A 14,828-nucleotide genomic window follows, 5' to 3' on the forward strand; every position below is an offset into this window, starting at 1 on the left:
ATTTCAGACACATCCTTGTCGACTGATACGACGCCTTCGCGGGCAAGCCTCGCTCCTACAAATATCACCACGCCAATCTTTGCGCTTGACCTTGCCAGCATGGCAAGGTTGATCCTGTAGGCATCTACTACAGGGAGTGCGACCGATGTCCGAATCCACCACGTTTGATCTGCCGATTGCCGGCATGACCTGCGCCAGTTGCGCCGGGCGTGTCGAGCGTGCCTTGAGCAAAGTCATCGGCGCCACGGCGGTCAGCGTCAACCTGGCCACCGAGCAGGCGCGGGTTCAAGCGCCCAGCGACAGCCTGCCGGCGTTGATGGACGCGGTGCAGCAGGCTGGTTACAGCGTGCCGCAGCAGAGTCTGGAATTGAGCATCGACGGCATGACCTGCGCGTCCTGCGTCGGTCGGGTCGAACGGGCGCTGGTCAAAGTGCCCGGCGTCAAAAGCGTCAGCGTCAACCTGGCCAACGAGCGCGCCCACCTCGAACTGCTCGGGCAGATCGATCCGCAAACCCTGATCGCGGCCGTGACCAAGGCGGGTTACAACGCCAGCGTCTGGGAAGTCGAACACCCGTCAACCGACACGCAACATCAGCGCCTGCACCGCGAACGCTGGGTGTTGATCATGGCCATTGCCCTCGCCTTGCCGCTGGTATTGCCGATGCTGCTGCAACCGTTCGGCGTGCACTGGATGCTCCCGGCCTGGGTGCAATTCACCCTGGCCACACCGGTGCAATTCATCTTCGGTGCCCGTTTTTACGTGGCGGCATGGAAAGCCGTACGCGCCGGTGCCGGCAACATGGACTTGCTTGTAGCCCTCGGCACCAGCGCCGGTTATGGCTTGAGCCTCTACGAATGGGCCACCGCCGCCGGACGCATGCCGCACCTGTATTTCGAAGCGTCTGCGGTGGTGATCGCCTTGGTGCTGCTGGGCAAATACCTCGAAAGCCGCGCCAAACGCCAGACCGCCAGCGCAATCCGCGCCCTCGAAGCCTTGCGCCCCGAACGGGCGATTCAAGTCATCGACGGTCGCGAACAGGACGTCGCCATCAGCGCTTTGCGCCTGAATGATCTGGTGCTGGTCAAACCCGGCGAACGTTTCCCGGTGGACGGCGAAGTGGTCGAAGGCCAGAGCCATGCCGACGAAGCACTGATCAGCGGCGAAAGCCTGCCGGTGCCGAAACAACCCGGCGACAAGGTCACCGGCGGCGCCATCAACGGTGAAGGTCGCTTGTTGGTTCGCACCCAGGCCTTGGGTGCGGAAACCGTACTGGCGCGGATCATCCGCCTGGTCGAAGACGCGCAAGCGGCGAAAGCACCGATCCAGAAACTGGTGGATAAAGTCAGCCAGGTGTTTGTGCCGACGGTGCTGCTGATCGCACTGGCGACCCTGATCGGTTGGTGGCTATACGGCGCACCGATGGAAACCGCGCTGATCAACGCCGTCGCGGTATTGGTGATCGCCTGCCCTTGCGCCCTCGGGTTGGCCACGCCAACGGCGATCATGGCCGGCACCGGTGTGGCGGCGCGTCACGGGATTCTGATCAAGGACGCCGAAGCACTGGAACGTGCCCATGAAGTCAGCGCGGTGGTGTTCGACAAGACCGGCACGCTGACTTCGGGTGCACCGCGTATCGCCCATTTGAACGCCATCGACGGTGACGAAGCCGCCCTGCTGCAAATGGCCGGCGCGCTGCAACGCGGCAGTGAGCATCCATTGGCCAAGGCGGTTCTGGATGCGTGCGCCGAACGCGGTTTGACCGTGGCCGATGTCAGCGACAGCCAGTCCCTGACCGGGCGCGGCATTGCCGGCAACCTCGAGGGTCGGCGCCTGGCGCTGGGCAATCGTCGCCTGCTGGAAGAAAGTGGATTGAGTGCAGGCCCATTGGCCGACGCTGCTACCGCATGGGAAACCGAAGGCCGGACCCTGTCCTGGTTGATCGAGCAAAACCCCACGCCGACCGTGCTGGGTTTGTTCGCCTTCGGTGACACCCTCAAATCAGGTGCGCTGCAAGCGGTGCAACAACTCAGCGCCCGCCACATCAGCAGCCACTTGCTGACCGGCGACAATCGCGGCAGCGCCAAAGTGGTCGCCGAGGCATTGGGCATCACCGACGTGCACGCCGAAGTACTGCCGGCCGACAAAGCCGCCACTGTCGCCGAATTGAAAAAGACCGGCGTGGTAGCGATGGTCGGCGACGGCATCAACGACGCCCCGGCCCTGGCCGCCGCCGACATCGGCATTGCCATGGGCGGCGGCACCGACGTCGCCATGCACGCGGCGGGCATCACCCTGATGCGCGGCGATCCTCGACTGGTGCCGGCAGCGCTGGACATCAGCCGCAAGACCTACGCGAAGATTCGTCAGAACCTGTTCTGGGCCTTCGTCTACAACCTGATCGGCATTCCGCTGGCCGCATTCGGCTTCCTCAACCCGGTGCTGGCCGGCGCGGCGATGGCGTTGTCGAGCGTCAGCGTGGTGAGCAATGCGTTACTGTTGAAAACCTGGAAACCCAAGGATCTGGAGGACAACCGATGAACATCGGCCAAGCAGCCCGCCAAAGTGGCCTGAGCGCGAAGATGATCCGTTATTACGAGTCCATCGGCTTGCTCAAGGCGGCTCATCGCACCGACAGCGGTTACCGGGTTTACGGCGCTGACGACTTGCACACGCTGGCCTTTATCAAGCGATCGCGGGATTTGGGGTTTTCTCTGGAAGAGGTCGGCAAACTGCTGACCCTCTGGCAGGACCGCCAACGCGCCAGCGCCGATGTGAAAGCGCTGGCTCGTCAGCACATTGACGAGCTGAACCAGAAAATCCTTGAACTCGGTCAGTTGCGCGACACGTTGCAGGACCTGGTCGAGCACTGCCAGGGCGATCACCGCCCGGACTGCCCGATCCTCAAAAATCTTGAGTCGGGTTGCTGCGCCGTACCCGCTCACCCCTGACCGCGAGCACCTTCACCATCAACAGGGTGGTGAGGGGAATGCCGTGGAACAACAGCACCACCGCGCCGGGCGTCCACCATGAATAGAACGGCGCGGCGATCAGCATGCCAATGCCGAACCCGGTCATTTGCAGCAACGTCAGGAAGCTGAAAATCGGCAGGCGCAGGTTGTCCGGTTCACGTTGCAGACGCGACATCAGGCCGACTTCCGAGAAGCCGTCGCCCAGCCCCGCCGGCAGTGAGAACAGCAACAAACCGTAGAGCGTTTGCTGCTGGAACATCAGGATGAAGCCGCAGGACATCAGCAACACGCCGAAGAAAAACCGTCGCTCCAGGTTCACGTTGTCCGAGCCTTTCAGGCGACTGGCAATCCGTGCGCCGATCAATTTTCCACTGGCCCAGACCGCCAGCATCAGGCCCAACGTGGTGCTGGCCGATTCGGGTGTCAGCAGTTTTGAAATGATCGGCAAACCCACGTTGTGTGCAGCGCTGCCCAGAGTATCGGCCATGGTGACCGCGAGCATCGCGGCCACCACCGGTGTGGTGCGCAGCCCTTGGCGCAGCGCTGACCATTCGCTTCGTTCATGATCGGGCCCGGCACTGGGAGACGGTCCGGCAAACCGCAGCGGCAGGATGAACAACGCAGCCAGCAGGTAAGTGACCACGTTCAGCGCAAAGACCGCTTCAAAGCCGAACGCCGCCACCAACAACCCCGCAACCAGACTTCCGCCGACCATCGCCGCTGACGATGCGCTGGTGATCCAGGCGTTGGTCTTGAGCAGTTGATCGCCTTCAATCAAGTGCGGCAACTGGCTGTTGAGGCCGATGGCGAACATTGAATTGCCCAAGCCCAGGCCAAAAGCGATCACCGGCAGCAAAAGCGCTTGCTGGCTGACTGGCAACACCAGCAGCAGGCCCAGCAATCCGGCGCGCAGCAGGTCGAACGCGATCAACGGCAGGCGCCCGGCCCAGCGGCGGTAAAAACTCGTGCCGATCAGGCTGGCGAAAATCCCTCCGCCCACGCGACTGGCGAGGAAGATACCGACGCTCATGGCGCTGTTGCTGAGCAGGTAGACGTAGGTGGCCAGGGCGACCATGTTGAGGAACGCGCCGAAGTCCGAGACCAGACGGGCGGCAATGATCAGTCGGGCGTTGCGGATGGAGGTGTTCACATTCAGTCCTTGAGTGTGGTGGGTATGACACATTTGGGTTGCCTGGGTTGACGTCTTCGCGGGCAAGCCTCGCTCCTACAAGGACAGCGTTGAACCTGTAGGAGCGAGCGGTGCGGCGATCCGACTTGCCCGCGAACCAAACGACGCGGTCCCGAGTCTTCATCCCGAACAAAAAAACCCGGCCGAAGCCGGGTTTTTCGTCAACCGATCACTGCATCCACGGTGGAGGCGGTTCTTCGGTTTTGCTAGGTGGCGCATCGTCTGCTGCGCGTATCGCTTGTTTGCGTTCTTCATCCAGGCGTGCCGCCTCGATTTCGCGCATGATCCCGCCGACGTCGGCCAACTCTTCCGGTTCGTCGAACTCGCCGGTCAAGACACTGGCCGGGTGCAAGGTGCCGGCTTCGTACAGGGCCCACATTTCCTTGGCGTATTTGGTCTTTTTCAACTCCGGGGCAAATCGCCCGAAGTAGGACGCCATGTTGCCCACGTCACGCTCCAGCATGCTGAACGCGTGGTTGTTGCCCGCCGCGTCGACCGCTTGCGGCAAGTCGATGATGACCGGGCCGGTTGGCGTCAACAGTACGTTGAACTCGGACAGGTCACCGTGCACCAGGCCGGTACACAACATCAGCACGATCTGCGAGATCAGGAATGCGTGATATTCGCGCGCCTGGTCCGGCTCCAGCACCACGTCGTTCAGACGCGGGGCGGCATCGCCGTACTCGTCGGCCACCAGTTCCATCAGCAGCACACCTTCAAGGAAGTCGTAAGGCTGAGGAACCCGCACACCCGCACCGGCCAGACGAAACAGCGCCGCCACTTCGGCGTTCTGCCAGGCGTCTTCGGTTTCTTTCTTGCCGAACTTGGAGCCCTTGGCCATCGCCCGAGCCTGACGGCTGTTGCGTACCTTGCGACCTTCCTGGTACTCGGACGCCTGGCGGAAACTGCGTTTATTCGCCTCCTTGTAGACCTTCGCGCAACGCAACTCGTTGCCGCAGCGCACCACATAAACAGCTGCTTCTTTACCACTCATGAGTGGGCGCAGCACCTCGTCGACCAGACCGTCCTCGATCAGGGGTTCAATGCGTTTTGGAGTCTTCATCAGCTTTTATTGTGGGTCCTTTATTACCAAACACGCGAAAGTCATTCGTTATACGGCAATCCACTCATTCGGGGGAGGGGTTACCGACCTATGAACGTTGCGGATGCACACAATGTGCCGAAAAAACCCGGCAAACCCGCCGATGCTCATCGACCGCCAAGGATCATAGCCGAGCCGGCAGCACTTGTTGGAGAAGGGATGCGAGGGGATTTGCGACAGAATCCGACATACCGGTCCCTACCGCTCGCAAGATTTTTTTCAACAGCCCTCAATTTCCTCCTTTAGCAGCCGAAGTCATCTGTAACAAAGTGAATTGTCCGACGATCGTTCCGACAGAAAACGATGGCGTGCCCAAGGGATCGGGTTCAACAAAACGTTTACGGCTGCCAATAAATCCGCGAGTCATCTGCACTGCGTGGGCCTACAAGAAAATCTGGAGCGCGGATGAACATCAAACAGAAGTTGACGTGGGCGTTTGCAATCATCGCCTGCCTGCCCGTGGTGCTGGTCGCCACCCTCGTTGTGTTGAACTTGCGCAGTGATGCCAAGGACGAGTTCGTCGACAACAGCGGTCGTGAAATCCGTCAGGTCAGCAATGCCATGCAACTGTTTTTCGACGGCATCAGCCAGAACGTCGAATACCTGGCCAAGCAACCGCTGATCACAAACTCCGACGACAGCCTCAAGACCTACATGAAGGCCGACGCCGCCAGCGTTCCCCAAGGCGAGGCGGACAAAAAAGTCTTCGGCTTCCTGCAGGACCTGGGCAACGCCCATCCGTCCTACGCCTACGCGATCCTCGGCACTGCGGCCGGCGGTTACGTGTCGTGGCCGGACGATGCCAAGCTGGCCAACTACGACCCGCGCCAGCGTCCGTGGTACAAGGCGGCCCAGGCCAAACCGGGCAAGCCGTTCCGTACCGAGGCCTATTACTGGGCCGAAAATGATACGTCCTACGTCAGCACCGTACGCACCATCGACAACAAGCTGGGCACCAACGGTGGCGTGGTCAGCATCGACGTGTCGCTCAAACAGCTCACCGAACTGGTTAAACAGATCAAGCTCGGCGAAACCGGCTACCTGATGCTGCTGGAAAACTCCGGCACCGTACTGGTCGATCCGAAACAACCGGAACACAACTTCAAGGCACTGGGCAGCCTCGGCGAGGGTTATGCGCAACTGGCCAAGGCCGGCAAAGGCCTGGTCGAAGTCGAGCTCAATGGCGAGCGCTACATGGCCAACGTCTGGCCTTCCGAGCAATTGGGTTGGACCTTCATCGGCCTGATCAAACAAAGCGATGTGATGAGCACCGCGACCCAACTGACCTGGTTGATCGCAATCATCGCCGCCGTGCTGGCCGTGGTCTTCGCCGTCGTCGGCGCCAGTTTCGCCAGCGTCATCGTGCGTCCGATCCGCAGTGTGGCCGATGGCCTGGAAGGCATTGCCCAAGGTGAAGGCGACCTGACCAAGAACCTGCAAATCCGTGGCAGCGACGAAACCGCGCAACTGGCCAACTGGTTCAACCAGTTCCTGGCGGCGATCCGCAACCTGATTCAAAGCATCGGCGGCGCCGCGACAAAAATCCTCGCCACCTCCAAGAGCTCTACCCAGGTATCCAGCGACATGGCCGAAGCGGCCGGACGTCAGCGTGAAGCCGTGGACATGGTGTCGACCGCGTTCCACGAAATGGTCGCCACCGCCAACGAAGTCGCGCGCTCGTGCAGCCAGGCGGCCGAGTCGGCCGACAGTGGCCAGCGCCAGGCACGTGAAGGTCAGCAACAGATTGATGCCGCCGTGACCAGCGTTGATCGCCTGAGCCAGGAAATCGAACAGTCGGCACAGTCGATGCAACAACTTGAGCGTGACAGCAACGACATTCAGTCGATCCTCGGGACTATCCGTTCAATCGCCGAACAGACCAACCTGCTGGCGTTGAACGCTGCCATCGAGGCCGCACGGGCCGGTGAACAAGGTCGCGGTTTTGCGGTGGTGGCGGACGAAGTGCGGGCCTTGGCCAAGCGCACCGCCGACTCCACAGCGGAAATCGACGGCCTGCTTGGCAACCTCGCCAAGCGCACCAGCCAGGTGACTCAGCAGATGCATGCGAGCCTGGAAGTGTCCCAGCAGTCGGTGACTCGCATCGGTGAGGCGCGCAGCAGCTTCGGGCAGATCCGTGAATCGGTGGACGTGATCCGCGACATGAACACCCAGATCGCTACGGCGGCTGAACAGCAGCATCAGGTGGCCGAAGACATCAATCGGCACATCAGCCAGATTCATGGCGATGCGCAGTTGGTGGCAGAACTGGCGAACTCGGCGCGGTTGGACTCGCAGAGCCTGGCCGGGTTGTCGAATGAGCTGGATGGATTGGTTCGCCGTTTCCGTACCTGATCCAGAACCTCGGTGGCCGCTTCGCGGCCATTCGCGGGCAAGCCTCGCTCCTACAGGGTTTTGCGCTGTTTTTGTAGGAGCGAGGCTTGCCCGCGAAAGCATCATCACTGCCGAAACAACTCTCCCGGCGTAAACCCGAACAACCCCTTGAACGCCGCAATAAACGCCGACGTCGAGTCATACCCACACGCCAACGCCGCATTCGTCACGCTGTCCCCCTCCTCCAGCAAACTCAACGATGACAGCAGCCGCATCCGCTGCCGCCAGCCACGAAAACTCAACCCCGTTTCACGCTGGAACAAGCGCATCAGGGTCTTCTCCGACGTACCCAATCGCTGTGCCCATTCCTGCAAGGTCACGTTGTGTTCCGGGTTTTCGATCAATTCGTTGCACAAGCCCAGCAAGCGTTCATGGCGCGGCAGGGGCAGCGAGAAACCGACCTCCGGCAAATTCGCCAGTTGATCCAGCAGCACATTCACCAGCCGCGCCTCCGGGCTGTCGCCCTGTGGATATTCCACCGGCAGCGCACAAAAACTCTTGATCAACTCCCGCGCCAGCGGCGTCACTTCCAACACACGGCAACGCCCGTCCGCCCATTGGCAATCCTCGCGACGCACGTAAAGGCTGCGCATTTCGGCGCGCATCGAGGTCACGACCTGATGTTCGAGATCCGCCGGAATCCAGATCCCCCACTGCGGCGGCGCAAAAAAACTGCCCTCGGCGGTGTGCACACCGAGGACGCCGCTGATGGCGTAGGAGAATTGCACCCAGTCGTGGCGGTGAGACGGCGTCCATGAACCGGCGTTGAGGCTTTCGGCACGTGCGTACAACGGACGCGGCAACACGGTCAGGGCCGGGATGGTCCGTTCGAGGGATTGTTGTCCGTTAGTCGGCATTGACTGGCCTTGTGTCGCGAGGTTGCTGATTAGGCGGACGTTAGGCCATGTCACCTCTCCAATCAACACCACAAACCCCCTGTAGGAGCGAGCCTGCTCGCGATAGCGGTGTGTCAGTCACGAATTTGTCGACTGATACACCGCTATCGCCGGCAAGCCGGTCTCACTCCTACAGGTTCGGTGTACACCCCGGCGAATCAGCGTTCGATGATGGCGGTGACGCCCTGCCCGCCCGCCGCACAAATCGAAATCAGCCCCCGTCCCTTTCCAGCGGCATCGAGCAGCTTGGCCAGATTGGCGACAATGCGCCCGCCCGTCGCTGCAAACGGATGTCCCGCCGCCAGTGAACTGCCTTTGACGTTGAGCCGGCTGCGGTCGATGGAGCCCAGTGGCGCGTCGAGGCCGAGACGGGTTTTGCAGTACTCAGGGTCTTCCCACGCCTTCAAGGTGCAGAGCACTTGTGCGGCGAAGGCTTCGTGGATTTCGTAGTAATCGAAGTCCTGCAAGGTCAGGCCATTGCGCGCCAGCAAACGCGGGACCGCGTACACCGGCGCCATCAACAGCCCTTCGGCACCGTTGACGAAATCCACCGCCGCCGCCTCGCCATCGCGCAAATACGCAAGGATCGGCAAGCCGCGTTCCTTCGCCCATTCTTCGCTGCCCAGCAGCACCAGCGACGCGCCGTCGGTGAGCGGCGTCGAGTTGCCGGCGGTCAGCGTGCCTTTGGCGCTTTTCTCGAACGCCGGTTTCAGCGACGCGAGTTTTTCCAGGGTCAGGTCCGGGCGCAGGTTGTTGTCGCGGGTCAGGCCGAGGAATGGCGTCATCAGGTCGTTGTGCCAGCCTTCGGTGTAGGAGGCCGCCATTTTCTGATGACTTTCCAGCGCCAGTTGATCCTGCTCGGCGCGCGCAATGTTCCAGGTCTGCGCCATCAGTTCGCAGTGTTCGCCCATCGACAGGCCGGTGCGGGGTTCGCCGTTACGCGGAAATTCAGGGACGAGATGACCCGGTCGCAGCTGCAAAAAGGTTTTCAGTTTGTCGGCCGTGGTCTTGGCGCGGTTGGCTTGCAGGAGGATTTTGCGCAAACCTTCGTTGATGCCGATGGGCGCGTCGGACGTGGTGTCGACGCCGCCGGCAATGCCGCATTCGATCTGGCCCAGGGCAATTTTATTCGCCACCAGCAACGCCGCTTCCAGCCCGGTGCCGCACGCTTGCTGGATGTCATAGGCCGGCGTGGTCGGCGACAGCCGCGAGCCGAGCACGCATTCGCGGGTCAGGTTGAAGTCCCGGGAATGCTTGAGCACCGCGCCCGCCGCCACTTCGCCCATGCGCAGGCCGTGCAGGTTGAAACGTTCGATCAGGCCTTCGAGCGCGGCGGTGAGCATCGCCTGGTTACTCGCGGTGGCGTATGGCCCGTTGGAGCGTGCAAAGGGAATCCGGTTACCGCCGATGATCGCGACGCGGCGCAGCTGAGTCATGAAAAAGCTCCTGATGAAAATCCAAATGCGCGCCCCCCCTGTAGGAGCGAAGCTTGCTCGCGAAGGCGTTGGGTCAGTCGACATCCATGTAGCTGATATACCGCCTTCGCGAGCAAGCTTCGCTCCTACAAGGATCGCGCCATAAAAATCCCGGGATAAAACCAATCTGCAATGTCCAAGCGTAGGCCTTATCTTGTGGATCGAACGACTGATTGCCATTCGTGGTCCACACTTTGAACCCCAGCTGCTGGAGCGCGTTCCATGTCTGACCGCTATATCGACTTCGCCAATTCATCCATCGGCCATCGTCTGGTCGGGGCCTTGGGGCTGCCGTCGCCGGTTCGGCTGGAACGCTGGCAGGCGGGCCGGCTACGGCCTGTCGAGGGGGCGCTGCTGATCGGCGGCGGGCCGCTGGCGGAAAAAGTCAGCGCCTTCGCCAACCGCCTGACCGATGCGATTTACAGCTACGGCAGCGAACCTTCGATCGCCACCGCGTGGATTCCCGGCCACGGCCCGAAACTCAAGGCGGTGGTGTTCGACGCCAGTCATCTGGTGCAAACCGATCAGCTCAAGCAACTGCGCGAGTTCTTTCAGCCGCTGATGAAAAACCTCGATCACTGTGCGCACCTGGTCATTCTCGGGCGCGCACCGCAGACGTTGAGCGATCCGTTTGCCGCCAGCGCCCAGCGAGCCCTGGAAGGCTTCAGTCGTTCGCTGGCCAAGGAACTGCGCAGTGGCGGCACCTTGCAACTGATCCACGTCGGCGAAGGTGCCGAGGATCAACTGGAAGGCCCGCTGCGGTTTTTCCTTTCGCCCAAAAGTGCGTTCGTCTCCGGGCAAGTGATTCACCTGAACCCCTGCGCCACGCCCGTGACGGACTGGACGCGTCCGTTGTCGGGGCGCAAGGCTCTGGTCACCGGCGCGGCGCGTGGCATCGGAGCATCGATTGCCGAAGCCCTGGCCCGTGACGGCGCCGACGTGATCCTGCTCGACGTGCCACCGGCGAAAACCGATCTCGACGCCCTCGCCGCACGCCTCGGCGGACGCAGCATCACCCTGGACATCTGCGCCGAAGACGCCGCCACGCAGTTGATCGAGCAGTTGCCTGACGGCGTCGATATCGTGGTGCACAACGCCGGCATCACCCGCGATAAAACCCTGGCCAACATGACCCCGGAATTCTGGGATGCGGTGCTCGCGGTCAATCTCAATGCACCGCAAGTGCTGACCAAGGCTCTGCTCGACAGCGGCACCTTGCACGATAACGGCCGTGTGATTCTGCTGGCGTCCATCAGCGGCATCGCCGGCAATCGCGGGCAAACCAATTACGCGGCGAGCAAGGCGGGTTTGATCGGTCTGGCCCAGGCCTGGGCGCCGTTGCTCAATGAGCGCGGCATCAGCATCAACGCGGTGGCTCCGGGGTTCATCGAAACACAGATGACCGCGCACATTCCCTTTGGCTTGCGTGAGGCCGGCCGGCGCATGAGTTCTCTGGGCCAGGGCGGCCTGCCGCAGGACGTTGCCGAAGCGGTGGCCTGGCTGGCGCAACCTGGCACCGGCGCGTTCAGCGGGCAAGCGCTGCGGGTCTGTGGACAAAGTGTCTTGGGGGCTTAGCGATGATCACCGATTGGCACACACTCAACCGCGAACCGAGCCTGCCAGGGTTGTATGTGCAGGCCGCTACGCGCCGCAAGATCACCGGCACCACGCTGCCCGATGCGGGTTTGCGTTGCTGGGTCGATGTTGACCCGAAACGCCTGGCGGCCTATCGCAACGTCTGCGGGTTTGCCGACAACGGTTTGTTGCCGCCGACTTATCCACACATCCTGGCGTTCGCGCTGCAGATGCAACTGCTGACCGCCAGGGATTTTCCGTTTCCGCTGCTGGGGTTGATTCACCTGAGCAACCGCATTCGCGTCTTGCGGCCCATGGGCGGCGTGAACCGCGCGCGCATCAGCGTGCAGGTGCAGAATCTGCAACCCCATGCGAAGGGCGCGACGTTCGAGCTGCTGACTACGCTTGATGATCAGTTGGGGCCGTTGTGGGAGGCTGAAAGCCGGATGCTCTGTCGCGGGGTCAAACTCGAAGGCGAACCGGTCGAGGACGTGCTGACACCGACGTTGCCGTTGAGCGAAGTCACCCGCTGGAAAGCGCCGGCGGACATCGGTCGGCAATACGCCAAAGTGTCCGGCGACTACAACCCGATTCACCTGAGTGCGGTAAGCGCCAAACTGTTCGGCTTCCCGACGGCCATTGCCCATGGGTTATGGAACAAGGCGCGAACGCTGGCTGCGCTTGCCGATCATTTGCCCACGGCGAACGTCGAGATTGCCGTGCAGTTTCGCAAACCGGTACGCCTGCCCGGCGAGGTGACACTGCTCGCCAGTGCGGCGGGGTCCAGTGGAGATTTTCAGCTGCTGGGCGCAGGTGATCTGGAGCATATGATCGGGCATTGGCGACCGGTTGCCTGATCGTTCGCATCAGCCTGATCAGTAGGACAAAGCACTGTATCGGGTAAAAAACGTCCGTTTTGGCTGAATGATTCTATGCTGACATTACATAGTGATAGTCAGGGTAGACGCACTCATGAAAACAAACCTCCCCCGCAAGCAAACAAATGCCGTGGCCACCACGGAACCGAGCCGGCAATTGGACTGGATTCCCGCCGAGCTGAATTTCAATCTCTCCCGCGCCACATATGTGGGCGGGATATTGAAGCTCCCTGATCTGCCGGCGACCCTTGCCGCCCGTTCGAGCCTGCAACCTTGAGTTCCGGGGACAAGCTGTTCGGGCGTCTGCTCAACCGCCATCCACCGCCGCCACCGGAAGTCCCCAGCACCCTGAGCGTGCCAGGTGTCGGCTTACAGATGCGCCTGGACGCCGAAGGCCGGGTCATTCATCTGGCGGGCCCGCTGCGCCATGGCCTGGCCCAGCAGCACCCCGCCGCGCAGGCGCCGCTTCTACACGATTACCTCATGCCGCACAGCAGCCTCGCCGTCCAAGGCTCACCGGCCGACTGGCAAGGACAAAGTCTGGATCTGGACTTTTTCAGCCTCAGCGGGCAACCCCTGCACCTGCGCGGCTGGGTGCAGCCGTTGGCCGATGCCTGGCTGTTGCAGTTACTGGACATCGGCGATTTGTTGTACGAACGCCGGCAAGCGCGCAGCCGCGAACTCTGCCAGTTGCTCGCGACACAGATCGGCGACCAGTTGCGCCTGTGCAGCCTGGCGCGCCTGCCCGACGTACTGCTGGAACAACTGCAACATCTGGCGCGGCGTTTTCAAATCCCGTGCATGGCCGTGGCGTTGCTGGATGAACAGGAAGACGGCTGGCAGATCCATCAACATTACGCGGCCTTTGATGCGCCCCGGCTGTGGCAAAACGGTCAACGCCTGGGCACCGGGCTCGACAGTTTGAACGGTTCCGCCCCGCAGCATTTGACCCTCGGCGAGCACCCGCGCCTGCACAGCCTCTTCGGTAATGCCGAAGGGCTTGCGGTGCCTTACCACGATGCACAAGGCGTGGTCGCGTGGTTGCTCTGTGGTTTTTACCCGGTGCAACAACGTGCACCCGACGTCGGAGAGCGCGACTGGCTGCAGCTCGCCGCCGCGCTCGCCGGGCCATTGCTGGAGCGTTTGCGTGAGCATCAGCACCATCTGCAACTGGAGCGACTGGAATCGCTGCAAGCCTTGCTCGGCAGCGGATGGTGGGAGATCTTCAGCGACAGCGCCGAGGTGCAATTGGCGTCGTCGCTGGCCAACACACTGAACCTGATCAGCACACGCATGCCCCTGCACGCCTGGCTCGAGCAGGTCCACCCTGCCGACCGCAAAGCGCTGCGCAGTCGCCTGCAAGACTTGCAGGACGACGGCACACCTTTATTGCTCTGCGTGCGCCTGCATCACCCCGACACGCCGACCTGGTATCGCCTGCAAGGCCAAGCCATGGGCGTCGGCAAAGACCGGCGGCTGGTGGGTTTCATGCTCGACATCAGCGACATCAAAAACCAGCAACAGGACGCCGCAACGGCCCAGAGCGCGAAAATGGCCACCCTTGGCGAAATGGCCACGGGCCTGGCGCATGAAATCAGCCAGCCGCTGAACGTGATGCGTCTGGCCATCGTCAACGTGCTCAAGCGCCTGGACAGCGGTGAAGTGCAGGTCGACTACCTGATCGACAAACTCAACCGCATTGATGCCCAGGTCCAGCGTGCGGCGCGGGTGGTCGATCACATGCGGGTGTTCGGCCGCCGCTCGGAGGCCGAGCAGCATCCCTTCAATCCGGTTGACGCCATCGAGGGCACGCTGTCGCTGCTGGCCGAGGAGTTGCGAGGCAAAGGCGTCGAGCTCAGGGTCAGCGAGACCGGTTTCCAGGTTCAGGTGCGTGGCAATGTCGATCAGCTGGAACAGGTGCTGATTAACCTGATGGTCAACGCGCGGGATGCATTGCTGAGCAAATGCGAAACGGATGGGGATTTCAAACCGTGGATTTCGCTGCACACCGAACGTGACGAGCATTCAGTGCGACTGTGGGTCGAGGACAACGGTGGCGGTATCGATCCGCAGTTGCTGGAGCGGATTTTCGAACCGTTTTTCACCACTAAACCGGTGGGTGTGGGTACGGGGCTGGGGTTGTCGGTGAGCATTGGCATCATCGAGAACATGGGTGGAACACTGCGTGCGAGCAACTCGGCCGAGGGCGCTCGGTTCTGTATTGAGTTGCCGATTGCTGTAGATGATCGGATCACCGGATAGGCTTTGTCTTTCTGGCTGCCAACTGCCAGCCCAGACAACAAAACCCCTGTAGGAGCCGGCTTGCCGGCGATGGCGGGTCAACACTCAACA

General features: G+C 61.7%; 11 protein-coding genes and 1 pseudogene. 8 read left to right on the top strand and 4 right to left on the bottom strand.

Annotated features, from left to right (window positions below):
* Positions 1-145 precede the first annotated feature (145 nt).
* Positions 146-2,539, top strand: a complete 2,394-nt coding sequence (locus tag KGB27_RS28255) for a heavy metal translocating P-type ATPase (protein ID WP_223557180.1) — start codon at positions 146-148, stop codon at positions 2,537-2,539.
* A complete protein-coding gene (gene cueR, locus KGB27_RS28260; protein WP_008031313.1) occupies positions 2,536-2,949 on the top strand; it encodes a Cu(I)-responsive transcriptional regulator in 414 nt (137 codons plus the stop codon). Before KGB27_RS28255 ends, cueR begins: the two co-directional genes overlap by 4 nt.
* On the opposite strand, the gene KGB27_RS28265 is transcribed toward cueR, so the two are convergent.
* Both KGB27_RS28265 and KGB27_RS28270 read right to left on the bottom strand, forming a co-directional pair.
* The gene (locus KGB27_RS28265) at positions 2,903-4,153 is read right to left on the bottom strand and encodes an MFS transporter (protein WP_223557181.1); all 1,251 of its coding nucleotides are present in this window, start codon (positions 4,151-4,153) and stop codon (positions 2,903-2,905) included. The two genes, cueR and KGB27_RS28265, sit on opposite strands and share 47 nt — an antisense overlap.
* Before the next feature lie 175 nt (positions 4,154-4,328).
* Entirely contained in the window at positions 4,329-5,222 is an 894-nt protein-coding gene (locus tag KGB27_RS28270) for a PA4780 family RIO1-like protein kinase (RefSeq protein ID WP_008038756.1), read from the bottom strand.
* Between the two features lie 444 nt (positions 5,223-5,666).
* On the opposite strand from KGB27_RS28270, the pseudogene KGB27_RS31685 reads away from it, so the two are divergent.
* Positions 5,667-6,755 (top strand): annotated as a pseudogene (locus tag KGB27_RS31685) (cache domain-containing protein); the annotation flags it as partial.
* A 129-nt stretch (positions 6,756-6,884) separates the two neighbouring features.
* Positions 6,885-7,613, top strand: coding sequence for a methyl-accepting chemotaxis protein (locus tag KGB27_RS31690; RefSeq protein ID WP_371850912.1), 729 nt, complete (start codon positions 6,885-6,887; stop codon positions 7,611-7,613).
* Positions 7,614-7,717: 104 nt separating this feature from the next.
* On the opposite strand, the gene KGB27_RS28280 is transcribed toward KGB27_RS31690, so the two are convergent.
* Both KGB27_RS28280 and KGB27_RS28285 read right to left on the bottom strand, forming a co-directional pair.
* Positions 7,718-8,509: an AraC family transcriptional regulator gene (locus KGB27_RS28280; RefSeq protein WP_223557182.1), complete on the bottom strand. Its 792-nt coding sequence runs from the start codon at positions 8,507-8,509 to the stop codon at positions 7,718-7,720.
* A gap of 197 nt (positions 8,510-8,706) precedes the next feature.
* Positions 8,707-9,984, bottom strand: a complete 1,278-nt coding sequence (locus tag KGB27_RS28285) for an acetyl-CoA C-acetyltransferase (RefSeq protein WP_223435133.1) — start codon at positions 9,982-9,984, stop codon at positions 8,707-8,709.
* A 261-nt stretch (positions 9,985-10,245) separates the two neighbouring features.
* Here KGB27_RS28285 and KGB27_RS28290 point away from each other — a divergent pair, with 261 nt between their 5' ends.
* The 4 genes from KGB27_RS28290 to KGB27_RS28305 all read left to right on the top strand — a co-directional run bounded on the left by KGB27_RS28290 (position 10,246) and on the right by KGB27_RS28305 (position 14,738).
* Complete coding sequence (locus KGB27_RS28290; protein ID WP_223557183.1) at positions 10,246-11,598, top strand: 3-oxoacyl-ACP reductase; 1,353 nt, start codon at positions 10,246-10,248, stop codon at positions 11,596-11,598.
* Between the two features lie 2 nt (positions 11,599-11,600).
* Positions 11,601-12,455 carry a MaoC family dehydratase gene (locus KGB27_RS28295; RefSeq protein WP_223557184.1) on the top strand — a complete coding sequence of 285 codons (855 nt, stop codon included), beginning with the start codon at positions 11,601-11,603 and terminating at the stop codon, positions 12,453-12,455.
* Between the two features lie 115 nt (positions 12,456-12,570).
* Positions 12,571-12,753 (top strand): hypothetical protein, encoded by a 183-nt coding sequence (locus KGB27_RS28300; RefSeq protein ID WP_008038747.1) that lies wholly within the window; start codon positions 12,571-12,573, stop codon positions 12,751-12,753.
* Positions 12,750-14,738 (top strand): sensor histidine kinase, encoded by a 1,989-nt coding sequence (locus KGB27_RS28305; RefSeq protein ID WP_223557185.1) that lies wholly within the window; start codon positions 12,750-12,752, stop codon positions 14,736-14,738. The genes KGB27_RS28300 and KGB27_RS28305 overlap by 4 nt, the downstream gene beginning before the upstream one ends.
* Positions 14,739-14,828: the final 90 nt, after the last annotated feature.

The organism is Pseudomonas sp. BF-R-01 (assembly GCF_019946615.1).
Taxonomy (GTDB): Bacteria; Pseudomonadota; Gammaproteobacteria; order Pseudomonadales; family Pseudomonadaceae; genus Aquipseudomonas; species Aquipseudomonas migulae.